The following is a 25776-nucleotide window of genomic DNA, read 5'->3' on the forward strand; positions in this document are numbered from 1 at the left end:
TTCGGATGTTAATTCACTTGTTTCTATCGAAAAAAGTAGCCAATTCAAATACAATATAATTATCATCTTTTTCTTTAAAAACTACTAAAGTAGTATTAGAATCATTTTTTTATCACTACAGTAAAATTTCCGTATAAATCTGTTACAACTTCTTTTAAAATTTAGGGAATCTTGAACATAGCCAGTAAATTCACCTTTATATCTTGGAGAATTTTTCAGAACTTTGTCCGAACTAGTCTGAAAGAATGGTAGTAAAAAATCACAAAGCTGAATGATATCAAACCTTTAAGGCGTAAATTATTTCTCATGGTTACTATTTAACAGTTTTGGAAAATTGCCTACAATGACCGCTCGGCTTTCTCGTCGTTTTTCAGGGAATTCACTCCCTAAAGAAATTTGCTCTTAATAACAGTAATTATTTAACTATATATTTCGTTTTGTTGAGATTACCAACACTTTCAAGCCTATTCATTTCCATTCCTTTTTTTAAATCTCTGCTTGCTGTAGCTGATGATAAATCTTTAAATATGTTCATGTAATCTTTTCGGTTAAACTCTTTTATGCCAAGCTTTAAAAAATATTTTAAACGATCGATATCTTTTAAAACTCTGTTATTGTAATTGAGTAAATTTTCCAATGACTTTTCAATAACTTCAAGCATATATTCGATAAAGAAAGTTGACTTTCCAGACTTGTCACTTAAAGCTAAAGATTTATAATATTCATTTTGGGTTTTGATGATTAAAGTTTCAAAGGGTAAAAATTCAAAAACTGGATATTCAGACATCAGAATCAAAGTTTGTCAAAGCCTTCCCATCCTTCCGTTTCCATCTAAAAATGGATGAATGAATTCCATTTCGTAATGAAACACACAATTTTTTAATAACGTCAATTCATCAGCATCTTTAAAATATTCAAATAAATCTTTCATTTGATGAGGCACATCTTCATAAGGCGGAGTAATGTGTTCCACTATTGTTCCTTTGACTATTCCAACGCCTTGTTTGCTGTATTTTCCGGCACTTTCGATTAGTCCTTTCATTAATTCGAGATGCGCTTTTAAGAAGCTTTTGTCAGAATAAAATTTATAACTATCTAATTTTTCATAAACTTTGATAGCATTTAGAACTTCTAAAACAACTTTTTCTGGACCAATAACTTTTTTGTTTTCTATTAACGCGGTGATTTATTCTTCGGTCAGAGTATTGCCTTCGATTTGCAGTGAAGAATGAATTGTCTTTATTCTATTCTGTTTACAAAGTTGTGGAGATTGTTTGTTAAGAAAGTTAGCATTTACTGCTCCTATTTTCTCTGAAATAGAACTTATCAATTTTAGAATTTTTGGAGTAATGTGGCAAGGTGGTTTCATTGATTCTATCATTTGATATTATCAAAGATAGGTTTTTTTCGTGAACGTCCAACATTATTGTTGTTAATGACCGATTGTATTTTCCCTCGTTTTTCAGTGAGATTACTCCCTATAGAAAGGCGTCAAAGGCGACTGTTGGGAGAACGTCGTGGATAAGAAACGATGGTTATCTGATTGTCGGCATAGCCGAGCGGTCATTGAGAAAAATTGTTCTGAAGGGCTATTTTTCCAGAAGTTCCGATATTACAGCGGTTTTGGTACTAAATTAAGCCCCATTTTCGGATTAGCCAAATCATCCAAATACAAAACTAACTTTCTTTAATCCTATTGCCCAAATCCGTTGTAGTAGTTGTTATTCATAGTTTTTTTTGTAATGTTCGATTATCATCTTTTTCAATTTCAAGCTTTAAATCACCTATACTTTTCGAAAAATATTTTTCCCGTTCTTCAGTTGTGTCAAAATCTAAACCTGCCAAAATAAATAAATTTTCACTTTCAAAACCTAATTCCAAAACGTTTATAGCCCAATCAACAAGTTTTTTACTGTCAAATTGAGTTAATGTTCTTTCTACTAAAATTTCGATTGTTATTTATTAGATTGTCATTTTGCTAAAATTACCCCAAACTTGTGAATATGTGCTACAAAATCACACAAAGCCAACTATTTTTGGGTGTATATGTGCGATAAAAATTACTTTATTTTAAGTCAAATATAGTAAACATCTTTTACAAGTCATCAAACGAACTTTCAATTTTTTGAATACTTTTCTTACGTACAGCAGGAACTACTATAGGGTTGTAGCGTTATGATAATGCCGCTGCTCTTTATGTAGTTTGTAACTTGGAGGTCTTTTTGCTAGGGTTGAAAAAATACCTCTTTTGCTTTTTTGGGTTTTATTAATTGATTTTGTAGTAAGCTTTGTGAACCTCAAAGGTTGCTTAAAACATTTTTGAGTTTATAATGGTAACTATGTATAAAGTGATACTTTATTTATTCATCACATGATAGGCGATCAAACCATCAATGGGTCTTCTGAGTACGTTACCGATAGTGATACCGTGTTTGGTTAAAACTTCTTTTAATTCATCGACCAAATAGAAGGCTATTGAACCCACAAAATGAACGGGAATTTGTTTGTAATTATCAAATTGTTTGATGTAGTTTTCTACAAAATCTTCCATTTCGCTGTAAATGAATTTTTTGCAGAAATCGGTTTCTTTGTGTTTGATTAAAAACTTTGCAAAAGTGGCTAAATAAGCATTGGGATTGGGTAATTTGTATAAATTGTTCTTAATATAATCGGGATCAAGATTGTATTCTTCTTGAAATTCTTTTGCTAGAGCTTTGGGCATTTTGTTGAAAGAAAAGCCTCTTAACAAATGTCTGCCAAAACGATTTCCGGAGCAATCATCCATTGCTATGTAACCTAATGATTGCACTTTTTGATGCAGTACTATGCCATCAAAATAACTACAATTTGAACCTGTACCGAGAATACAAACTATGGCTTGGTGAGCTTTTGGAGTGGTGGCATAAACCGCGGCGTAAGTATCTTCGTGAACTGAAACTGTGGCATGGGTGAAATATTCCTCAAAAACCTTGGTTAAAAAATTTTTCATTCGGTCTGTGCCACAACCTGCGCCATAAAAGAAAAGGTTTGTTGCCTTATTTTTATTATGAGAGATATCGAATTTTTCATCCAAACGATGAATGATTTCGGTTTTGTCTAAAACTTCTGGATTTAGACCCAACGTTTGGGTGGTAAAAAGCACTTTCCCGTTATCGTCAATGGCAATCCAATCGGCTTTGGTTGATCCACTATCAACTAATAATTTCATATATAATTAGGAATTAAAAATGGGTAAATCTTAACGCTGTTTATTATTTTAAACTTGCGATATGCACTGCTAAATCTATTAATTTGCTCGAATATCCGTATTCATTATCATACCAAGATACTAATTTGAAGAAGGTTGCATTTAAACCAATTCCGGCTTTGGCATCAATGATGGACGTTCTGGAATCAGACACAAAGTCCTGGGATACTACATCATCTTCGGTGAAGCCAAGGATTCCTTTTAATTCATTTTCAGAGGCTTTTTTTAATACTGTCATGATTTCGTCGTACGAAGTTTCTTTGGCAACCTTTACCGTTAAATCAACTACAGAAACGTCGATAGTTGGCACACGGAATGACATTCCTGTTAGCTTTCCGTTCAAGGCAGGAATCACCTTCCCCACTGCTTTTGCTGCTCCTGTAGACGATGGAATGATGTTTACGCTTGCAGCACGTCCGCCTCGCCAGTCTTTTTTAGAAGGGCCGTCAGCAACCATTTGTGTTGATGTTGAAGCGTGCACTGTGGTCATCAAACCTTCAACTATTCCGTAGTTATCATTGATTACTTTAGCCAATGGTGCTAAACAGTTGGTAGTACAAGAAGCATTTGAAACCACTACATCAGTAGCTTTAGCTTCGATATGATTTACACCCATTACAAACATGGGCGCATCTGTTGAAGGTGCAGAGATAATAACTTTTTTGGCACCACCATCGATATGCGCTTTTGCAGTATCGATTGTAGTGAAGAACCCTGTACATTCCGCCACAACATCTACATTAACATCCGACTCATCCCATTTGATTAGTTTAGGATCTCTTTCGGCTGTAACCCTGATGAATTTATCGTTTACATATAGTTTTCCGTCTTTTACTTCAACTTTTCCGTTAAAACGACCGTGTACCGAATCGTATTTTAATAAATAAGCCAAATGATCTACATCTAATAAATCGTTTATGGCTACTACTTCTACATTGTCACGGTTATAGGTTTCCCTGAATACTATTCTTCCAATTCTTCCGAAACCGTTTATTCCTAATTTTACTTTCATTTGTTTTTATTTAATTGCTTTATGCTTGAAGCTCTTGGCTGTAAGCAGATTTGTGTTTATTTTATTATTGCTTGACTTTAGCATATTGCTCAAGGCTTATTGCTCTTACGTTGACATAATTTCTGAAACTCGCAATAGCTCTCTATCAATTTCTGAATGTCCTTTGATAGCATTTTCAAGTGGTGTTAGGGCTACTTTATCACTCAAAATTCCGACCATATAATTTGATTTTCCTTCCAATAAGGATTCAACGGCTTTTACCCCCAAACGCGAGGCTAACACTCTGTCATAACAAGATGGTGCACCGCCGCGTTGCATGTGACCAAGAACAGAAACACGAATATCATATTCGGGCATGTGTTCTTCGATGTAATCTTTGAGTTCGAAGACACTTTTTCCTATTTTATCGCCTTCGGCAATAACTACAATACTCGATGATTTGCCAGAGGCTTTGCTTTTTCGTAAAGATTCCAAAAGACGTTCTAATCCTAAATCTTGTTCGGGAATCAAAATTTCCTCTGCTCCAGCGCCAATTCCGGCATTTAAGGCAATATGACCTGCATCTCTTCCCATAACTTCAACCAGAAAAAGTCGATTGTGAGAACTGGCAGTATCTCTAATTTTATCGATACACTCTACCACAGTATTCAAAGCGGTATCAAAACCTAAAGTGTGGCTTGTGCCAAAAATATCGTTATCAATCGTACCTGGAATTCCCATTACAGGATAGCCAAATTCGTTATTAAAAACTTCGGCACCCGTAAAAGAACCGTCGCCACCGATAACCACCAACGCGTCTATATTGGCATTTACTAAATTTTGATGTGCTTTTTGTCGGCCTTCAGCGGTCATAAATTCTTTTGATCGCGCCGTTTTTAAAATGGTGCCACCTTTATTTACAATATTATTAACGCTTCGGGGTCCCATTTCTTTAAAATCGCCTTCTATCATACCTTGGTATCCTCTGTAAATTCCGACACATTCTATACTATGAAAAGCACAGGTTCTTACAACCGAACGTATGGCAGCATTCATCCCGGGGGAATCTCCGCCCGAAGTTAAAACACCTATTTTCTTTATAGTTTTTGACATTTTTTTGGTTTAAAATGTAAAATTAGCAAACAAGTAGCATTGTTTAACCCAATTATTGTCATAATAACAAAATTGGATAAATTCAATCGTTTTCGTTGATAAGTTTTTGGGTTAATAAATTGAGTGAAGTAAACAACTATTAATCTTCGGTTGGAACTGCATCCTTATTTGGAGCTACAGTTGGTTTTTTCTTGTCCTTTTCTGCTGGATGTTTATCTTTAATAAACATATTATCGGGCAGTAAACTAGAGTCATGAATTGTGTCGCTTTTATTGGGTTCTACTTTAGCGATTTTGGCGTTTTTAAAAATTTTGTTGATTAATTCGCTGACGGTATCAAAATCGACTTCATACGACATACCTATACCTTGCGTATAACCAATTCCTTGACCAATATAAGTTATATCGTTTTCTCTATTAAAAACTCTTAAGTTCAAAGTTCCATCCGTATTTACACGATATTGTACTTCTAGGTCGCCCACGATAGCTGTTTCGGTAATTCCTCCAACGGGCACTCCTACTTTACCATTGACGGTAATTCTATCATTTATTTTGGATGAAACCGTAACTCCAAATCGTCCATTGGTTTGCTGATTTATTCTTTTATCCGCTGTTACATAATCTATTCCTAACTGTAATTTATCATTTGTTCCAGAAAATATATCATTAAAAAGACTACTCGCTTTTTCGTATAAATTATTGGACAGCTGACTTTGATTGACTCCGTCTTGGCTTAAAAAGCTTCCTGTAGACAATAGGTACAAAGCTTGGGTTTGACGCACATCTTTATCATCTAATTTGTATTGTAATTCAGACTTTAATGAACTGGCAACTGAAGGAAAATTGATATTAAAATCGGGTTCAGGATTAGTTAAATTTCCTTTAACTCCAATGATAACTTCAACATCTACTTTCTTATTAAAAGAGGGATTATCGATTAACAAACCTGGATTCGCAGTAGTTTTATAAACAGCCTCTAGATTAAGTGATGCTGCTAACGGGTCACCAGACCAAGTAATAGAAGCGCCCTTTTTTACAGTAAATTCTTTTCCTATTAATCCGCCGTATTTAAAATTATAAGAACCTGAAACCACCGAAAAATCACCAAACATTTCAAATTTCCCTAACGTATTTATCCTAAATAACAGTGTTCCGTTTCCTTTTCCTTTCATTCCGTGACCACTTTCTCTGTTAAGAATTACCTCGATATTGGCAATTTCAGTGATATCAAAATTAAATTCCAATTCCAGTCCGTTTGAATTTTTAGTTGGAATTATTTTACTCTTATCTGTTTTTTGTTTCTTTTTTTCTAGTGGCGTTAAAAAATGTAGGTATTTGTTTTCTTGAACAGCTTCTGCATTATTTATAGGAATTTTTATATCAGTTCCTCTTGCAGATTCAGCATCTACTTTTATCATCAAGTTGCTTGTTAGTCCTTTTATAGAGGCCGAACCATTCATAAATGCTGTGCCATAATAAGCAGTATCTTCTTGATCAACAGTATTTAAAGCCAATAATCTATTTGTATTAATATTCAAATCTAATTGCCAATCGCTAAATTGATTGTGTTTGATAAATCCGTTGATTATTCCTTTTGTATCGAATTTGGTATCGGTAATATTCGTTTCTCGTATGATAAATTTATTTTCTGTAACATCTACAATTGAATTATTATCAAATTTATAATCCACATTAAGGTACGGGATGGTTAATGCTGCGTCGTTAATACTCAATCGTCCGTTGTAATCCAAATGAGTAATATCACCATTTATCCTAGCATTTCCCGACGTAAATCCTCTAATATTGGTGATAACATCACCTCCTATTTTTCCTAAAACTCCCAGATTAAATTTATCAAAACTCAAATCAATGTCTAGCGCAGTTTTATTATCAAAAACCGAAATATCACCTTCAGCTACAAAGGAATCGATGTTTTGATTGTCTAAATTTGATTTTAAGTGAAATTTACTCAATGTTTCGTCCCCTTTGATTTCGAGATTCAAATTTCCTAAAGCAATTTTATTGACGGATAAGTTATCTATTTTTAATAAGGAGGTTGGTTGAAAAACAGTATTATTTTGCTTGAAATTAATTTTGCCATTCAAATTTCCGTCAAAAATAAATTTCTCCACGTCGGGTGTGATTTTATTTAATTCAACGTTATTAAAGGTGAGTTCCAAATCTTTGTTTTGCTTACCTTGAAGCAATCCAACAAAACTAACACGTTGATTTTCGTGCGAAAGTATCAAGTTTTCAAAAGAAAAATTAGTTACCTTTTTGTCAAAAACTATTTTGTTATTTTCTTTATTATTGTTTTCGTTCAAATACCATAAATAATCTTTAAATTTCAATTCCGATTTATTAAATCCAACAACATTTTTATTGTCTTTATTTATGGTATGATAAAAGTTTAAATTATAAAAATCCTTTCCTTGATTGCCTCCTTTAAACTCGGACCTGAAATATAAACTATCATTAACTATGGTGTTAATCATACTAAAATCTCTTATTTTGTAATATTTGGTTTTGATAGAATCCAACTGAATAAAAGAACTATACAAAGGATTTTTATTATCAACCTTAACCAACAAATTATCAAAAGTATTGTTGTAGGCAATTATTTTGGGTGATACAAAATCGAGTTTAAAATTTTTAGTATCAGAACTTATATTTCCCTTGAGAGTAGTGTTTTTGGATAATGAAATGTTGGGATTAAAAATTTCAATAATTTTGTTATTGAACAAAAAATCGAATTTCAAATATTGATTGGGTAATACTTTATTAGGCTTATAGTTTTGATATAAACTGCCTAGTGAGTTTTCTGCCATTTGTTGCAGTTGAGAAAGTTTGTATTTCCCAACCGATGAACCTTGGATAACATCGGGCGAATTCACCACAACTGATCTTTCTCCGAGGGCATCAAAACTAGAATTCACATTGAGATAATCTACAAAATAAACATCTTTTTTGTTTTGATAAGAAGCATTGGTTAACAAAAAATCGCCTTTTAAATTATCCAATGAATTTCCGTTTGCTTTGATTACAATATCGCCCTTGAATACCGATAAGGAATCTTTAATAAAATTGAGTTTTTGTAAATTAGCATAATCAATTTTGGTATGAAAGTCATAAATATTTTCTTTTTTAGACAAATCAAGAATTCCGTTAAAATCCATAAACAAATTAGGGTCATTTATATAAAATTTTCCTTTAAAAAGCGGATCTTTAAAGCTTCCGTCAACAATTATTTTAGTGTAATTATAGTCGTTGTATTTCAACTGAAAAACATCGCCAACAATTGTAGTATTCAAATATTTTCTTGTAAATCCTTTGCCTGCTACATCAAGATTTAAAGACACTTTGCCGATACTTTTATTATCAATCATAGTTCCTATATCAAATCCGTCGAGAATAACTTTACCATCGTATTTAGCATTGTCAATGGTATTGAGATTTGACATGTGCAAATCAGATTCGACTATACCGAGAGCTGTATTCATTACAAAATTAGTGTTGATATAAGTTTGTGATAGTTCAACTTTTCCTGTATAATTAAACTGTCCTAATTTCGCTAACGAAGAGGGTAATTTTTTACCAAGAATATTTGGTAAAAGTTTTATTAAGTCGGTATAGTTAGATGATATTTTGCTAAAATTTCCTTTCATATAAAAATTTCCAGGACTGTGGGGAAAAAGGTTTTTAAAATTAACATCCCCTTTTATGATCGAATTTTTTTTATCCTGCAAATACAAATTTGTAGCATATAAATTATTCAGCGTTCCTTTGATTTTTGAATTCAAATAAAATTTTTGATTTTTATCTAATTCTATATAAAAATGACGAATATCATTGGTAGATAATATGGCGCTATCAATAGCAATATCAAATTTTACTCTATTATTAAAATCACTAAAATCGTGGTTGTTTTTATTGTAATTAAGAATAACTGTTCCTTTTAGAAAAGATTCTTTGGTTTTCAATTCCAGCTTTTCTAGCTTAATATTTTTCTTGGTATAAGTAAACTCAGCATGCAAATTGTTGACAGTTACACCCCTATGATCATGGAATGTCATTGACGTTATGGTTGAAGTAACGTTAGGTCCTTTTATTTTGAAATCCTTAAGCTTGGCTTCGAGCTGCGTAAAATCTACATCTTTAGGATTTGCTTTATTTTTATCTAGCATTTCAAACCTACTTTTGGTCAGGAAAATGTTTTTTGAGGTCATCAAAAACTTACCTGAACTTGGTTTGTTATTATCAAAAGCTGCTATAAATTTATCTAAACTAGTTTCTTTTTCTCCTTTATAATTTTTTATTTGCAGGTAGAAATTGTCCAACCATAAATCGCCAAAAATCAAGTTGCCATACATTACACTTTTGAAATCTAAAACAGTGGTTTTTATTCTTTGGGAATAAATTAAGGTGTCATTATGATGGTCTAATATTAAAACTTTTTTTAGTTTAATACCGCCAAAAAAGGTAATGGCAACAGCATCTATATTAATGTGAGTACCATAATCTTTATTAATTTTTTCGGTGGCATATTGTGCAATTTTGGTCTGAACAACAGGTAACGACAAAGCAATGCTGACTAATAATAAGAGTAAAATTAGCCCAACAATCGTTCGAAATAGAATCTTTCGAAATTTTTTAAAACCGCTATTTGTTTTAATTTTTTCCAATTATTATAATGGCTTACCAAAGTAAATTACCTTTGCAAAAAATCTTTACAGCTGATTTTTTCTATAGATTGTCAAATATAAATCAAAAATTGCTCCTATTATGCATCTCAAAGAAGTTTTTATATTGGCTATCGAAAGTTCATGCGATGATACAGCAGCTGCTGTTTTAGTGAATGATAAAGTCCTTTCGAATGTAGTCGCACGACAAAATATTCATGAAGAATACGGTGGTGTTGTCCCAGAATTAGCCTCAAGAGCGCACCAACAAAACATACTTCCCGTAATTGATATGGCTTTGAAAAAGGCTAACATTACCAAAAATCAACTTTCAGCGATTGCTTTTACACAAGGTCCTGGACTGATGGGTTCGCTTTTGGTGGGTTCCTCTTTTGCCAAATCGATGGCGATGGCTCTGAAAATTCCATTAATAGCGGTGAATCACATGCAAGCGCATATACTGGCGCATTTTATTGATGAAGAGGGATTTGACAAACCTACTTTTCCGTTTTTGGCTTTGACAATTTCTGGCGGTCATACCCAAATTGTAAAGGTTATTGATTTTTTTGATATGGCAATCATTGGTGAAACCATTGATGATGCCGTAGGTGAAGCGTTTGATAAAACTGCAAAAATATTGGGTTTACCTTATCCCGGTGGTCCATTAATTGATCAATTTGCAAAAAATGGTAATCCCAAAAAATATAATTTTACCAAACCAAAAGTTCCCAATTTAAACTTTAGCTTTTCAGGACTTAAAACACAAATTTTATATTTTGTTCAAAAAAAAATGATTGAAAACCCAAACTTTATCGAAGAAAACAAAGCTGACATTTGTGCTTCGGTGCAACAAATTATCATTGATATTTTGATGGACAAATTAAAATTGGCTGTTGCCGAAACTGGCATTACCCAAATTGCTATTGGTGGTGGCGTTTCTGCTAATTCAGGGATTCGAAATACGCTCAAAGAAGCTGAAAGCAAATACGGTTGGAAAACGTTTATTCCTAAATTTGAATACACAACAGATAATGCCGCAATGATAGGTATTGTTGGTTATCAAAAGTTTTTGAAAGATAAATTTTCAGATACTAACGTGGTTTCTAAAGCCCGAATTGCCTTTTGATTATGCAATTATTCTATAATCCAAACCTAACCGAAACGACTACTTCTTTTATTTTCGATAAAGATGAAAGCAAGCATATTATTAAAGTGTTACGCAAAAAAGAAGGTGATATTTTATATGTAACCAATGGATTAGGTTTTCTGTTTACAACTGAAATCATCTTAGCTTCTGATACTAAATGTACCGTTAAAATTAATGAAACCGAAAAGCAAGAAATACCTAAATTTAACGTGCATCTTGCTGTTGCTCCAACCAAAATGAATGAACGCTATGAATGGTTTTTGGAAAAGGCAACAGAAATTGGAATACAAGAAATAACTCCAATAATCTGCGAACATTCCGAGCGAAAAGTTATTAAAATCGATAGGTTTCAGAAAATTTTGGAAAGTGCTATGAAACAATCCTTACAATATTATTTACCTAAACTAAACGAACCGATAAGCTTTAAAGATTTTTTAAAAACAAAAAAATCAGGACAATTATTTATTGCACACTGCGAAGAAACCTTAAAAAAATTATTTAAAAACGAACTGAAAATCAATCAAGATGTTACAATTTTAATTGGTCCTGAAGGAGATTTTTCTGTTAAAGAAATCCAACTAGCCCTTGAAAATAATTTTATTCCTGTATCTTTGGGTGCCACACGTTTGAGGACAGAAACAGCAGCAATTGTAGCCTGTCACAGCGTATTTTTTATAAATGAACCGCAAAATGATTAAAAAACTTATTTTACTTTTATTTTTTATCCATCATTCTGCGACTGTTTTTAGTCAAAAACAAACTTTATTTATTGATACTAATTATAATACATCGCTTACGTTATCAAAAGTTGAAAAAAAACCGATGGTCATTTTTTTTTACGCCCCCTGGTGTCCTCACTGCAACAAAATGAAAAATGAGGTTTTTACTGATAGTACCGTTACAAGTTTTTATAGAAAAAATTTTGTTTGTGTATTGATTGATGCCACTTCCAGCTATGGAAAAGAACTAAAAGCCAAATTTCAGAATACTTTTAAAGTCGGAAGTTTTCCAACATTTGCTTTTTTAGACTCGAATGAAAACCTTTTGTATTGTGCTGTTGGAGAGTTAAAAAAAGAAGCTTTTCTATCCGAAGGAAATAATGTTTTGCTTCCTGAAAATCAGTTACCTTATCTAAAAAATTCTTTCAATAATGATCCGTCAAATTCAGACAAATGTTTGAAATACATCACTTCAGTGAGAAAAGCGGGTTTAGATGCAACATCAATTACTCAAAAATATTTTAGCACAAAGACCGAATCGGAACGATTTACAGAGCCCAATTGGAAAGTTTTCTCTAATGGAATTAATAATTTTGATTGCGATGAATTCAAATTCGTTATCAAAAACAAAGAGGCTTTTTATAAAGTAGTATCGCCGACCAGAGTTGACAAAAAAATAATTTATACCGTTTCCGAAAACTTAAGACCTCTAGTTGAAGCTCTTGATACTATCAATTATGATAATAAAAGATTGATTGCCAAATCGTTTAACATGCAGCAATTAGATTCCTTGTTGTATCGATTTGATATACAAATTCTTTCAGGCACTAGTAATTGGAAAAAATATCAAAAAATTACATCAGATAATGTGGAGAAATTTTCATGGAATGATACTGTTTTACTTTACGATATTTGTAATACTTATCTTCATGACATAAATGACAAAAATGGTTTATTACAAGCCATAAATTGGGGAAAATATTTGTTGAGTAAGGGAGAATCAATAGATAAATACGTTTTAATGTCTCAATTATTTACAAAGGTAAAAGACTATAAACAAGCCCAAGAATTTGCTCAAAAAGGAAAAATTTTTGCTACTAATTTAAAATTTAAAAGTGATCAATTCGATTTGCTTTTAGAAGAAACCAAAAAACACATCAAATGAAAAAAATAATATTATTTCTATTTATAACTTCAAATTTGGTTCATTCCCAAGAAATTGCTTTGTTAAAATACAATGGTGGCGGTGATTGGTATGCCAATCCGACCTCGTTGCCCAATTTGATAAAATATGCTAATCAAACCATTAACACCAACATAAAATCAAAGCCAGCTACTGTTGAACCCGGAAGTCCAGACATTTTTGCTTATCCTTTTGTACACATGACAGGACATGGCAACGTAGTTTTTAGTGATGCCGAAATTGTTAATTTAAGGAACTACATGCTTTCTGGTGGTTTTCTTCATGCCGATGATAATTATGGTTTGAATCAATACATTCGGCGAGAAATAAAGCGAATTTTTCCAAATAATGACCTGGTTGAAATTCCTGCTAATCATCCTATTTTTCAAAAACCAAATTTGTTTGCTACTGGTTTACCAAAAATACATGAACACGATGGTAAAAGAGCACAAGCTTTTGGCATTTTCATTGACAACCGCTTGGTTTTTATGTTTACTTATGAATGCGATTTGGGCGATGGTTGGGAAGACCCAGAAGTGCACAACGATCCGAAAGAGGTTCGCGAAAAAGCCCTTAAAATGGGTGCTAATATTTTGAACTATGTTTTTAACAACTAATTTCGCATAGTTTTTATCTTCACTTTTTTAATCGTTAACTTTAAATAATCATCAAAATGGATGTTGTTCATCGATTTGTTGAAAAGTAATATTCCTTTTTATGTAATGTATTGTAATTTTTATTAAAATTGTTATAACCTATTAACTAAAAAATACAATAAAATGAAAAAAATCTGTCTAGTATTAGCATTTATGCTAGTTTTATTTTCGTGTCAAAAAGAAGATAACACAAGTAACATCCAACAAAAAACTTTTCAAAGAACATGTGCTTCTCAAGAAGTTTTGCAAAGACAACTTTTAGAAAATCCCGAGTTAGCTGTCAGAATGAATCAAATAGAAGCGTTTACTGAAAATGCTATGCTACATCAAAATCGTCTTGTAAATGGCAAAATTGAGATACCCGTAGTGGTCAATGTTTTGTATAGAACGGCTGCAGAAAATATTTCTTTAACCCAAATACAATCACAAATTGATGTTTTAAATAAAGATTACAATGCTCTAAATACTGACTATAATCAGGTTCCCGCATTGTTTTCGGGGGTTAAAGCCAATATAGGGATTTCGTTTGTTTTAGATCAAGTAATTAGAAAGGCAACAACAAAAACTTCTTGGGGAACAAGAGATGCGATTAAAAAAGTTAAATCTGGAGGCTTAAATCCAACTAGTGCATCAACAAAGTTAAATCTTTGGGTAGGAACAATTGGTGGCGGAATATTAGGCTATGCGCAATTTCCAGGAGGTTCATTAACCACCGATGGTGTCGTTATTGACCCATTATATTTTGGAGTTACCAGCAATTCAAGTTTGAGTTATCCTTACAATTTAGGCAGAACTGCTACTCACGAAGTAGGTCACTGGTTAAACTTGCGTCACATTTGGGGTGATGCAACTTGTGGCGATGATTTGGTTGCAGATACACCAAATCACGATTCAGCAAACTTTGGCGTACCAACGTACCCGCATTACAGTACTTGTACAGGAACACCTGTTGAAATGACCATGAATTATATGGATTATACTGATGATAGAGGAATGTATATGTTTTCTTTAGGACAAAAATCAAGAATTAGTGCCATCTTTATTTCTGGAGGTCCAAGATTTTCTTTTGCACAGCCATAATTGTATAAAATATTTTTTATCGAAACTCGCTACTTGTGGCGAGTTTTTTTTATACTTGTTGTTATCAAATAAAATTTTATGATGCAAAGAGAATCCTTATTAGCCAGAGAAATTCAGGATTTAATTTCACAAAATCTCACTGTTGATGTAACCAAATTGGCTTTACAAAAAAACAAGTTTTCTAACCAAGATTGGATAGCAATTTTAAACCAAATTACAGCAAAACAAAAAGCCTTAACCAAACTCCCTACGTGGTTTAACACCAAAAACATCATTTATCCTTCTAAAGTTTCTGTAGAACAAACTTCCTCCGAAAAAACTGCAGACTACAAGTCTAAACTGGTCTCGGGCTCTACACTGATTGATATGACTGGAGGTCTTGGTGTAGATGATTATTATTTTGCACAGAGAATACAACAGGTAATCCATTGCGAAATCAACCCCGAACTATCGCAAATCGTAGCTTATAATTATGAGCAATTACATGTAAAAAATATTCAATGCTTGACTGGCGATAGTGCAGACATTATCAAAAAATTAAATCAAAAATTCGATTGGATTTATATTGATCCTTCCAGACGAAATGAATCAAAAGGTAAGGTTTTTATGCTCAACGATTGTTCGCCAAATGTCCCAGAATTATTAGATTTTTATTTTAATTTTTCTGACAAAATAATGATTAAAACAGCACCCATTCTTGATATAACAGCAGGTTTATCAGAGTTAAAAAATGTATCTTCCATTCACGTTGTTGCACTCGAAAATGAAGTTAAGGAATTGCTCTGGGTTTTACAAAAAAGTTATAATCAATCAATTACTATAATTGCTGTTAATCTATTGAAAAACAATAGCGAATATTTTTCATTTTATTTAAGTTCAAATACTGTTTTAGACGAGCATTCATTACCCGAAAAATATCTTTATGAACCTAATGCTGCTATTATGAAAGCGGCTGGTTTTAAAGAAATAACAACGCAATTTGAGGTTAAAAAACTACACCAACATTCGCATTTATATACTTCGAAAAACTTAATTGATTTTCCTGGAAGAATTTTCGAAATTCTAAAAAAATTGGACTATAATAAGCAAAATATGAAGTCAATTTTTAAAGGAGAAAAAGCAAATATTACTACTCGAAACTTTCCTGAAACTGTAGATTATATTAGAAATAAATGGGCAATTAAAGATGGTGGCGATTTATTTTGTTTTTTTACAACCGATATGAATAATGATAAAATAGTTTTACTTTGCAACAAATTAAAATAACCAATGAAAAATTACATATTATCCTTATTCCTGTTATTAAATTTAAGTCTCTATGCTCAAAAACCTTGTGAAATTGACACCAATATAACCGACAGTTTAGGGACATATAAACTTTTGAAACAATCTATTATTTTTGAGAGAAGTTTTGCTGGAAATTCTACAAATTTCTTTTTTGCTTTGTCCAAAAACAATGGAGTTTTAGGTCTAGAAACCCAAATTTTGCAACGAAGTTCAAATTTTATCAAAGCCAATTGTTTTGATTCGAATTCAAGAATTTATTTGCAGTTGAATAATGGAAAAATTGTAACCTTACTTTACGCCGGAAACGAAACTTGTGGTACATTATTACGAAACGATAAAGATATTAATAGTCGCGTTATGAGTGGTTCGTTCGTATTTTCAAAAGAAAATTATGACTCGTTAAAGGAGTCGCCTGTAACCTTTATGAGAGTCAAATATTCCGGTGAAACCATAGATTTTCCTTTCAAAACAAGCTTAATTTCTGATTTGGATAAAAAAGTATATCAGCCCGAAAATTACTTTATTGATTATTTGAAGTGCATCGAAAATTAATCCAAACAATGCCACTTTAAATTTTCAACTTTATCTTTGCTACTTCCTTTCAAATTGTAATGCCACCATTCGGAATCAAAAGATTTAAAATTGTTCTGAAGCATTATTTCTTTTAAAAATTTTCTTTTGGAAAGTATTTCTGGTGAAAGGTTTTGATAATTATGACTGGCTTCTTCACCAAAGAAATCAAATTTGGTTCCCATATTTACTTCTATTCCAATCGAATCGACAAGTGAAATATCTACAGCGCCACCCCGATTGTGAATAGAACCTTTTTTGGGATTAGCAACAAAATTAGCATCTGGAACAATTTTCCACATTTTTTTCTGAATGGATTTCGGACGATAACAATCGTAGATTTTTATTCTAAAACCATTTTCTAAAAACGATTTATTAGCAACTAATAAGGCTTTTACGGTTTTCACTCGAAGAAAACATTCATCACAAGGATATACTTTTTCTTTTAGAAAATTATCGGTAGTTGCATATTTCATGTCAAACACAAAATCGCGACTGTAATTCCTTAAATTAACAAAAGCATTACTATCTACTTCTTTTGTTATATCCAATAAAACCGAAGATTTCTTCGAATCAATGTAAGTTGCTTTGCAGGAAAACAGTAAACTAATTAGCAATAAACAAATTACTTTTTTCATACTTTAAATCTCATCACTAGTAAAAGTAGTAAAGCTTTTCTTTTTATAAGGTCTAATGATTAGGCGTCCTTCGCGATCAAACCAAATGTAATTGTAAACCCAATTAAGGAAAACTACTGCTTTATTTTTGAAGCCAATAAGTGAAAACAAATGCACAAACATCCAAACAAACCAAGCAAAAACGCCACTAAAGTGGTAGTGTGGTAAATCGACAACCGCCAAGTTTCGACCTATAGTGGCCATGGAACCTTTATCATTATATTCAAAAGGAGTCATTTTTTGTTTATGAATTAAACGGATTAAATTTTCGCCCAATAATTTTCCTTGTTGCAGTGCTGGTTGTGCCATCATCGGATGTCCTTGCGGATAATCTGGAGTTTCCATAGAAGCAATATCGCCAATAGCAAACAGATTGTTATAACTAACTACTTGGTTGTATTGATTGACCCGAATTCTGTCCACTTTTTCTACTAACGATTTAGCATCCAATCCATTAATTTTAGCCCCCTGAACTCCCGCAGTCCAAATAACGGTGGCAGAATCAAAATTTAAACTGGTGTTTGTGGTGATTATCCTTCCGTCGTAGTTGGTAACTCGAATGTTTTTCCAAATCTTAACTCCTAAATTTAATAGAAATTCTTCCGCCTCTTTTGAAGATTTTTTACTCATGGTATTCAAAACCCGATCGTTGCTTTGCACCAAATTAATTTGCATTTTAGAAATATCTAAATCTGGATAATCTTTTTGAAGAATAACTTTTTTCATTTCTGCCAAAGCACCTGCGAGTTCAACTCCTGTAGGTCCTGCTCCCACAAGGACAAAATTCATTAAAGCATTTCTTTCGGTTTCATCTTTAATTAAGACAGCTTGCTCAAAGTTTTCTAAAATTAAACTACGAATATTAAGCGATTGCGGAATAGTTTTCATCGACATTGCGTTGCGCTCAATTTCTTTATTACCAAAATAATTGGTTTTAGAACCTGTGGCAATGACCAAGAAATCATAATGCAAATCTCCAATTTCAGAAATAATTTTTTGATTTGGCGTATCAATTTCTTTTACTGATGTCATTCGGAAATAAAAATTGGGATATTCTTGAATGACTTTTCTAATAGGATACGCAATCGATCCGGCTTCTAATCCCCCTGTTGCGACCTGATACAACAAGGGTTGAAACGTATGATAATTGTGTTTATCAAGCAAAACTACTTGAAGATTTTTGTTTTTAAGTTTTTTGGCTAAAGCAATGCCTGCAAATCCACCACCGATGATTATAACTCTTTTTTGAGTGCTATTTGGAATATTCATTTTGGAACTTCTAGGTATTGATTTACAAAGTTACGAAGCATTACTTCATAACAATTATTAATCCTCCATAAAAGCCACATCTCCTATCCATTTCATAAAACCACCAACGAGATTATAAGTATTTTCAAAACCCATTTGATTCATAATAACACATGCTTGTGCGCTCCTTGCTCCTGCTTTACAATAAACATAATAATTTTTGGAAATATCTAACTCATTTAATTTATCTATGAATAGTTGACCTTTATAAATGTCATTAAAAATAGCTTGTGGAATAATTCCGTCGCTACATTCATCTGATGTTCTAACATCAAGAATAACCGCATTTTGGTCTCTGTCCAACTGTTTTTTCCAATCTTGCTGTGATAAATCCATATTTTTTTTTTAATCAGCTAATGTATTTATTTTAAAATAAAGAATAAAGCGAAATACATTCTCTTAACATCTAAAATAAATATTAACAAAAAAATAACACAACATTTGTACGTACAACAATAAATATTTTTACATTTGTATCTACAAATTTTGTACAAACATTAATGAAAATCGAAGATCTCATAAAATCAACAGTTACCTTGGACGCTGCTAAAAAAGTTATTTTAAATTTTTCTTATACCCAAAATGTTATAGTAGATAAGTTTAATGAAATTTTAAAGCCTTACGATGTTTCGAGAGAACAATATAACGTTTTAAGAATTTTACGCGGACAAAAAGGGTATCCAGCAAACATGTGCATTATTCAAGAACGCATGTTGTCCAAAAGCAGCAACACCACTAGATTGATTGATAAATTGTTATTGAAAGAGTATGTAACACGCGAAGTTTGTCCCAATAACCGTCGAAAAATTGAAATTTTGATTACAGAAAAAGGATTAGCCGTTTTGACTGAATTAGATCCAGTTGTGATAGCTCACGAACAACTTTTTGCAAATAATTTATCTGCTGAAGAACTACAGCAACTGAATATCTTATTAGAAAAATATAGAACAATAATTTAACACTTAACTATGAGCAACTTTATTAAAAACGCTAATTGGCGTTACGCAACAAAAAAATTTGATACATCAAAAAAAGTATCCAAAGAAGATTTAGAAACTTTAAAAGAAGCTATCAAATTAAGCGCTTCTTCTTATGGTTTACAACCGTACAAAGTAATTTTTGTTGAAAATTCAGAATTAAGAGCAAAATTACAACCCGCAGCATGGGGACAATCGCAAATTGTTGACGCATCGCAAGTAATTATTTTTGCTAATATTACCAACATTGGCGAAACTGAAATCGATTCGTATTTTCAAAATCTAATCGAAACTAGAAGAATTCCACTAGAATCAGTTCAAGGATATATTGATTTTATGAAATCAAAAGTAACAAGCTTACCTGAAGATGCTAGAAATATTTGGACTGCCAAACAAACGTATTTGGCTCTAGGCAATTTATTGAACAGTGCTGCCGAATTGCATATAGATGTAACTCCAATGGAAGGATTTATACCAGAGCAAGTAAATGAAATATTAGGTTTAGACAAATTAGGTCTTAATGCGGTTGTGATTGCAACCATTGGGTACCGCCATGAAGAAGACGCAACCCAACATTATGTTAAAGTACGTAAATCAAACGAAGAATTATTTATAAATTTATAATCAATACTTAAAAGAAAAACAATGAAAAATTTAAAAAAAATCGCAATTGCATTAGTAGTAATTTTAGGAACTACAGCTGGAATGTCACAATCAAAAAAAATTGATGCTCAAAAAAGTACCATTACGTGGGTTGGTAAAAAAGTAACTGGAGAACACACTGGAACTGTAAATTTAAAAGACGGAAATTTAATTTTTAAGGACGGAAAAGTAGCTGGTGGAAATTTCACTGTTGATATGACTTCGCTGACTTCTACAGATTTAACAGGGGATTGGAAAGGAAAACTAAATGGTCATTTGAAATCAGAAGATTTTTTTGGTACAGAAAAGTATCCGACTTCAACTTTAGTGTTTAAAAAAATTACTGCAAAACCAAACGGGGTTTATACTGTAACTGGTGACTTAACCATCAAAGGAATTACAAATCCAGTAACTTTTGATTTGAATGCAAAAGGAAATACCGCAACAACAGCTGTAACTATCGATAGAACAAAATATGGTATTAAATACAATTCAAAAAATTTCTTTGAAAGCATTGGTGACAAAGCGATTTACGATGATTTTACTTTAACTGTGACGCTACAGTATTAATCTTGTTTTAAAAAAACACAAAACCTCGAAAATAAACTTTTCGAGGTTTTTTTTATTATTTTTTTGCCTTTGTGATTAGATTCGATTTCTACAACAAGAATTATAATTTGTATTCTTATCAAGAAAAACGAAAATATGTTTGTATCCGAGATATAGTTGCCTCTGATATGCCAAAAACTAACAAAAAATAATACTACCATAATTTTATGTTGAAAAGCACTCCCGTTTGGAAGTGCTTTTTTTGTACTTTTAGGTTTCAAAAAAAGTAAATGTCAAAACTACCTCATATAAAAACAAGTATTTTTACCATTATGTCACAAATGGCAATTGATTACAGCGCCATCAACCTTTCGCAAGGGTTCCCAAATTTTTCAGTTGACATAAGATTAACTAATATACTAATTAAGTTAGCGTCACAAAACGTACATCAGTATACGCCCATGAGCGGCTATCAGCCACTTTTAGAGAAGATTGCTGAACTAATACTACAGTCTTATAAACGAAAAGTTAATCCAAAGGACGAAATATTGATTACTGCTGGTGCTACACAAGGAATATTTGCCACCCTAGAAGCTCTGGTGAATGCCAATGAAGAAGTTATTATTTTGGACCCAAGTTATGATTGTTATGAGGCGCCCATATTGTTAATTGGTGCCAAGCCAATCCGAGTTTTACTCAACGATGATTTCACCCCAAATTGGGAAACCATCAATATAGTTACAAACGATACTACCAAACTCATCATCATCAATAATCCGCATAATCCAACTGGAAAAACATGGACTTCAACTGATTTTTTTCAACTAGAAAAATTAGTAGACTCCTACCCTAACCTGCTTATTCTTTCAGATGAAGTGTATGAATACATCACCTTTGAACAGGCTCACATTTCTGTTCATCATCGACCAAAACTTTGGAATAAAAGCATAAGCATTTCTTCTTTTGGAAAATCATTTCACATTACAGGATGGAAAATTGGATACGCTATTGCTCCAGAACATTTGATGAAAGAAATCAAAAAAGTGCATCAATTCATGGTTTTTAGTGTCAATAGTATTTCGCAAATAGCCATTTCCGAGTATTTAGATAGTGTTGATGTGAAGAGTTTAAGATGTTTTTACGAACAAAAAAGAGATTTCTTCAGAAATTTACTCAAAGACACTAAACTACAACTTTTACCTTGCGAAGGCACTTACTTTCAGGTTGCCTCTTATGCCGCTATTTCTGACGAAAATGATTTAGATTTTACAAAAAGATTGGTAATCGAATTTGGAGTAGCAACCATTCCCATCTCAACTTTTTATGCTAATGGAAAAGATACTAAATGCATCCGTTTTTGTTTTGCGAAAGATGATCAGACTTTGATACAAGCTGCAGAGAGATTGCAAAAATTATAATTAAAATATATATTTACTAAAAATTAAACCTTATGAATTTTTCAGCAAAAATGCTTCGTGACAATGCTTTATCCGATAAAGTAATCGTAGTGACCGGCGGCGGAAGCGGATTAGGCAAAGCCATGACTCAATATTTCATGGAATTAGGTGCTAAAGTCGCCATTACTTCTCGCGATTTAGAAAAGTTAAAAAATACAGCAACCGAATTAGAAAAAACAACTTCTGGAAAGTGCTTACCAATACAATGCGACGTGCGCCATTATGACCAAGTCGAAGCCATGCTTGCAGCAGTAATAAAAACTTTTGGTAAAGTAGATGTTTTACTAAATAATGCAGCCGGAAACTTCATCTCACCAACCGAAAGATTATCTGTCAATGCCTTTGATACCATAATTGACATTGTTTTAAAAGGTTCTAAAAACTGCACGCTTGCTTTCGGAAAACATTGGATTGCCGAAAAACAAACCAATTGCAACGTCCTGAATATTGTAACCACTTATGCATGGACGGGTTCAGGCTATGTCGTACCAAGCGCAACCGCCAAAGCGGGAGTGCTTGCTATGACGAGAAGTTTAGCTGTAGAATGGGCAAAATACGGAATCAGAATGAACGCCATTGCTCCGGGACCATTTCCAACCAAAGGTGCTTGGGACAGATTACTTCCAGGAGATTTAGCCGAAAAGTTTGATATGGCAAAAAAAGTGCCTTTAAAGCGTGTGGGTGATCATCAGGAATTGGCCAATTTAGCCGCCTATTTGGTTTCCGATTTTTCGGCTTATATCAACGGAGAAGTAATCGTTATTGATGGCGGCGAATGGTTACAAGGCGCGGGACAATTTAATATGCTTGAAAAAATACCACAGGAAATGTGGGATATGTTAGAGGCAATGATTAAGAATAAGGGAAGTAAATAGAATATGGATTATAGAAAAATAGAATATATAATTTAACTATTTTACTTATTAGATATTGTGTTTTTAATCTTTGTTACAAAAGGTATTTTAAAGAAACGTTATCAAAATATATAACTTTAAAATCGACAGGAATTGTTTTACTAATTGTATTACCTGCAATTCTTTGCTTTTTATTGTTTATTGTTAGGTATACATTAAAAAATAAGCCTTTTTGATAATAATATTGATTTCAAATCCTCAAAATTTTAAATCTTTTTTCTTTTCTCTTTCTTCTTTCCTCTCTCTCAGGACTTTACAACAATGTTAACAAAAATCACTTGGCAAAGCCGTAAATAATTGTATTTTTACCACTCAAAATCTACAAAGAATACATGGTAAATTCATTGCTATTGCCAATCAAAAAGGTGGTGTTGGAAAAACAACAACTTCTGTAAATCTTGCAGCATCACTGGGTGTTTTAGAAAAAAAAGTGCTTTTAATTGATGCAGATCCGCAAGCCAACGCCAGTTCTGGTTTGGGCATTGATATAGAAAGCATCAGTATTGGAACCTATCAAATTTTGGAACATAGCAATACTCCGCAAGAAGCTATAATTGCTTGTAGCGCCCCAAATGTTTGGATAATTCCGTCGCACATTGATTTGGTTGCTATTGAAATCGAATTGGTCGACAAAGAAAACCGCGAGTACATGCTCAAACAAGCGTTGGAAAGTATAAAAGATGATTACGATTATATTATAATTGACTGTGCTCCCTCATTAGGATTGCTAACTTTAAATGCGTTGACCGCTGCTGATAGTGTTGTGATTCCAATTCAATGCGAATATTTTGCTTTGGAAGGTTTAGGAAAATTGCTAAACACAATTAAAAGTGTTCAAAAAATTCATAATCCCGATTTGGATATTGAAGGGCTTTTGTTAACGATGTTCGATTCGCGTTTGCGTTTGTCGAATCAGGTGGTCGAAGAAGTGCAAAAACATTTTAGTGACATGGTTTTTAAAACCATTATCCAGCGCAACGTAAAATTAAGCGAAGCACCAAGTTTTGGCGAAAGTATTATTAACTTTGACGCTACTAGTAGAGGTGCTACAAACTATTTAAGTTTGGCACAAGAAATTATCAAGAAAAACAGCAAATAAGCCATGGCAAAAGCTATAAAGAAACAAGCGTTGGGGAGAGGATTATCGGCTTTGTTGAAAGATCCTGACAATGATATTAGATCGGTTAATGATAAAAATGCAGATAAAGTAGTTGGCAATATCATCGAATTGGACATAAATGCCATTACGATTAATCCGTTTCAGCCTAGAAGTAATTTTAATGAAGATGGGCTTCAGGAATTGGCTTCATCCATTAAGGAATTAGGACTTATTCAACCGATTACCGTTCGCAAATTAGATTACAATAACTACCAATTAATTTCGGGAGAAAGACGTTTGCGTGCATCAAAATTAGTGGGCCTTACCACCATTCCTGCTTACATCCGAATTGCCAACGACAACGAGTCATTGATCATGGCTTTAGTAGAAAATATTCAACGTCACGATTTAGACCCCATAGAAATTGCTCTTTCTTATCAGAGATTGATTGACGAAATTCAGTTGACACAAGAACAAATGAGTGAGCGCGTGGGAAAAAAACGGTCTACGATTGCCAATTATTTGCGTCTCTTAAAATTAGATCCTATCATTCAAACCGGAATCCGCGACGGTTTCATTAGTATGGGACATGGTCGTTCAATTATCAACATTGAGAACCAAGACATTCAAACCGATATTTATCAGAAAATTGTAAGTCAAAACCTTTCCGTTCGTGAAACAGAAGCATTGGTCAAAAATTATCAAAATAGTATTAAACCCCCTACAGCCAAGGCAAAAAAAACAGTAACATTTACTATACACGATGAACAAAAGAAGGAACTTGTGAATTTTTTTGGTTCAAAAATAGACGTGAAAATTATTGGAAATGGTAAAGGTAAAATCTCTATACCCTTCCATTCTGAAGAAGATTTTAACCGCATTATAAAATTAATAAAATAATAGTGCATAAGATTTATAAAATAGCTGTTCTCCTGTTTCTATTTGGAAATCAAAATCTCTTGGCGCAAGAAATTGGTACTGCCATCAAAACAAAAGATAGCATAAAATCTAAAGGAATTGATCCGTTAAGACCATCTAAAGCCGCTTTCTATTCGGCAATAGTACCTGGTTTGGGGCAAGCTTACAATAAAAAATATTGGAAAATCCCTATTGTTTATGGCGCCATAGCCACCAGTCTGTACTTTTATATTACCAATAATAAAAAATACCATAACTATCGCGATGCCTACAAGCGAAGATTGGAAGGTTTTAGTGACGATGAATTTCAATATCTTGACAATGCCCGATTAATAGCGGCGCAACGATTTTACCAGCGTAATAGAGATCTATCTTTATTGGTTTGCGTTGTATTTTATGTTTTAAATATAGTGGAAGCCAATATAGATGCCCATTTTACGCAGTTTAACGTAAATGATAAATTGTCTTTAAAACCTGAAATGTATCTTAATCAAATGGATTACAAACCCAATGTGGGATTCACTTTTAATTACAAATTCTAAATGAAAATAGCTTTGTTGGGAT

At 32.7% G+C, this 25776-nt stretch carries 26 protein-coding genes; 15 read left to right on the plus strand and 11 right to left on the minus strand.

The features are described from left to right. Positions 1–415 precede the first annotated feature (415 nt). From Q0Q96_RS12260 to Q0Q96_RS07355, 8 genes are all read right to left on the minus strand, one after another. Positions 416–787: a hypothetical protein gene (locus tag Q0Q96_RS12260; protein WP_366069149.1), complete on the minus strand. Its 372-nt coding sequence runs from the start codon at positions 785–787 to the stop codon at positions 416–418. 15 nt (positions 788–802) lie between these two features. Next, positions 803–1186, minus strand: a complete 384-nt coding sequence (locus tag Q0Q96_RS12265; protein ID WP_366069158.1) for a Fic family protein — start codon at positions 1184–1186, stop codon at positions 803–805. Continuing rightward, positions 1187–1369, minus strand: a complete 183-nt coding sequence (locus Q0Q96_RS12270) for a hypothetical protein (protein WP_366069151.1) — start codon at positions 1367–1369, stop codon at positions 1187–1189. Between the two features lie 356 nt (positions 1370–1725). Further along, positions 1726–1881, minus strand: a complete 156-nt coding sequence (locus Q0Q96_RS07335; protein ID WP_293873071.1) for a hypothetical protein — start codon at positions 1879–1881, stop codon at positions 1726–1728. 475 nt (positions 1882–2356) lie between these two features. After that, entirely contained in the window at positions 2357–3208 is an 852-nt protein-coding gene (locus Q0Q96_RS07340; RefSeq protein ID WP_293873072.1) for an N-acetylglucosamine kinase, read from the minus strand. A 43-nt stretch (positions 3209–3251) separates the two neighbouring features. Then, positions 3252–4259: a type I glyceraldehyde-3-phosphate dehydrogenase gene (gene gap / locus Q0Q96_RS07345; protein ID WP_293873073.1), complete on the minus strand. Its 1008-nt coding sequence runs from the start codon at positions 4257–4259 to the stop codon at positions 3252–3254. Between the two features lie 105 nt (positions 4260–4364). Then, positions 4365–5351, minus strand: coding sequence for a 6-phosphofructokinase (gene pfkA / locus Q0Q96_RS07350; protein ID WP_293873075.1), 987 nt, complete (start codon positions 5349–5351; stop codon positions 4365–4367). Positions 5352–5490: 139 nt separating this feature from the next. Then, entirely contained in the window at positions 5491–9930 is a 4440-nt protein-coding gene (locus tag Q0Q96_RS07355) for a translocation/assembly module TamB domain-containing protein (RefSeq protein ID WP_293873077.1), read from the minus strand. A 202-nt stretch (positions 9931–10132) separates the two neighbouring features. On the opposite strand from Q0Q96_RS07355, the gene tsaD reads away from it, so the two are divergent. From tsaD to Q0Q96_RS07390, 7 genes are all read left to right on the plus strand, one after another. Beyond that, positions 10133–11155, plus strand: a complete 1023-nt coding sequence (gene tsaD, locus Q0Q96_RS07360) for a tRNA (adenosine(37)-N6)-threonylcarbamoyltransferase complex transferase subunit TsaD (RefSeq protein WP_293873079.1) — start codon at positions 10133–10135, stop codon at positions 11153–11155. A 2-nt stretch (positions 11156–11157) separates the two neighbouring features. Further along, positions 11158–11874, plus strand: coding sequence for a 16S rRNA (uracil(1498)-N(3))-methyltransferase (locus tag Q0Q96_RS07365; RefSeq protein ID WP_293873081.1), 717 nt, complete (start codon positions 11158–11160; stop codon positions 11872–11874). After that, positions 11867–13060, plus strand: coding sequence for a thioredoxin family protein (locus tag Q0Q96_RS07370; RefSeq protein ID WP_293873083.1), 1194 nt, complete (start codon positions 11867–11869; stop codon positions 13058–13060). The genes Q0Q96_RS07365 and Q0Q96_RS07370 overlap by 8 nt, the downstream gene beginning before the upstream one ends. Beyond that, positions 13057–13695 (plus strand): DUF4159 domain-containing protein, encoded by a 639-nt coding sequence (locus tag Q0Q96_RS07375; RefSeq protein WP_293873085.1) that lies wholly within the window; start codon positions 13057–13059, stop codon positions 13693–13695. Before Q0Q96_RS07370 ends, Q0Q96_RS07375 begins: the two co-directional genes overlap by 4 nt. Before the next feature lie 162 nt (positions 13696–13857). After that, entirely contained in the window at positions 13858–14814 is a 957-nt protein-coding gene (locus Q0Q96_RS07380) for a zinc metalloprotease (protein ID WP_293873087.1), read from the plus strand. 81 nt (positions 14815–14895) lie between these two features. Next, entirely contained in the window at positions 14896–16080 is a 1185-nt protein-coding gene (locus tag Q0Q96_RS07385; protein ID WP_293873110.1) for a class I SAM-dependent methyltransferase, read from the plus strand. A 3-nt stretch (positions 16081–16083) separates the two neighbouring features. Then, positions 16084–16653: a hypothetical protein gene (locus Q0Q96_RS07390; RefSeq protein WP_293873089.1), complete on the plus strand. Its 570-nt coding sequence runs from the start codon at positions 16084–16086 to the stop codon at positions 16651–16653. On the opposite strand, the gene Q0Q96_RS07395 is transcribed toward Q0Q96_RS07390, so the two are convergent. From Q0Q96_RS07395 to Q0Q96_RS07405, 3 genes are read right to left on the minus strand one after another with little or no spacing between them, the layout of a single operon-like run. After that, positions 16650–17309, minus strand: coding sequence for a M15 family metallopeptidase (locus Q0Q96_RS07395; RefSeq protein ID WP_293873091.1), 660 nt, complete (start codon positions 17307–17309; stop codon positions 16650–16652). The genes Q0Q96_RS07390 and Q0Q96_RS07395 overlap by 4 nt on opposite strands. A gap of 3 nt (positions 17310–17312) precedes the next feature. Beyond that, a complete protein-coding gene (locus tag Q0Q96_RS07400; protein WP_293873093.1) occupies positions 17313–18617 on the minus strand; it encodes an NAD(P)/FAD-dependent oxidoreductase in 1305 nt (434 codons plus the stop codon). A gap of 57 nt (positions 18618–18674) precedes the next feature. Then, positions 18675–18992, minus strand: a complete 318-nt coding sequence (locus Q0Q96_RS07405; protein ID WP_293873095.1) for a rhodanese-like domain-containing protein — start codon at positions 18990–18992, stop codon at positions 18675–18677. Between the two features lie 164 nt (positions 18993–19156). On the opposite strand from Q0Q96_RS07405, the gene Q0Q96_RS07410 reads away from it, so the two are divergent. The 8 genes from Q0Q96_RS07410 (at position 19157) to Q0Q96_RS07445 (ending at position 25754) form a co-directional block, all read left to right on the plus strand. After that, positions 19157–19615 (plus strand): MarR family transcriptional regulator, encoded by a 459-nt coding sequence (locus Q0Q96_RS07410; RefSeq protein ID WP_293873097.1) that lies wholly within the window; start codon positions 19157–19159, stop codon positions 19613–19615. Positions 19616–19624: 9 nt separating this feature from the next. Continuing rightward, positions 19625–20257 carry an NAD(P)H-dependent oxidoreductase gene (locus tag Q0Q96_RS07415; protein ID WP_293873099.1) on the plus strand — a complete coding sequence of 211 codons (633 nt, stop codon included), beginning with the start codon at positions 19625–19627 and terminating at the stop codon, positions 20255–20257. Between the two features lie 21 nt (positions 20258–20278). Then, positions 20279–20845: a YceI family protein gene (locus tag Q0Q96_RS07420; RefSeq protein ID WP_293873100.1), complete on the plus strand. Its 567-nt coding sequence runs from the start codon at positions 20279–20281 to the stop codon at positions 20843–20845. 269 nt (positions 20846–21114) lie between these two features. Further along, positions 21115–22242 (plus strand): methionine aminotransferase, encoded by a 1128-nt coding sequence (locus Q0Q96_RS07425; RefSeq protein WP_293873102.1) that lies wholly within the window; start codon positions 21115–21117, stop codon positions 22240–22242. A gap of 32 nt (positions 22243–22274) precedes the next feature. After that, positions 22275–23156, plus strand: a complete 882-nt coding sequence (locus Q0Q96_RS07430; RefSeq protein ID WP_293873104.1) for an SDR family oxidoreductase — start codon at positions 22275–22277, stop codon at positions 23154–23156. Between the two features lie 367 nt (positions 23157–23523). Further along, entirely contained in the window at positions 23524–24294 is a 771-nt protein-coding gene (locus Q0Q96_RS07435; RefSeq protein ID WP_293873112.1) for an AAA family ATPase, read from the plus strand. Positions 24295–24297: 3 nt separating this feature from the next. Then, positions 24298–25194, plus strand: coding sequence for a ParB/RepB/Spo0J family partition protein (locus Q0Q96_RS07440; RefSeq protein WP_293873106.1), 897 nt, complete (start codon positions 24298–24300; stop codon positions 25192–25194). Positions 25195–25253: 59 nt separating this feature from the next. After that, on the plus strand, positions 25254–25754 hold the full coding sequence (locus Q0Q96_RS07445) for a DUF5683 domain-containing protein (protein ID WP_293873108.1): 501 nt from the start codon (positions 25254–25256) through the stop codon (positions 25752–25754). The last annotated feature ends 22 nt before the right edge of the window (positions 25755–25776 follow it).

The organism is Flavobacterium sp. (assembly GCF_025352015.1).
In the GTDB taxonomy this organism is placed as follows: Bacteria; Bacteroidota; Bacteroidia; order Flavobacteriales; family Flavobacteriaceae; genus Flavobacterium.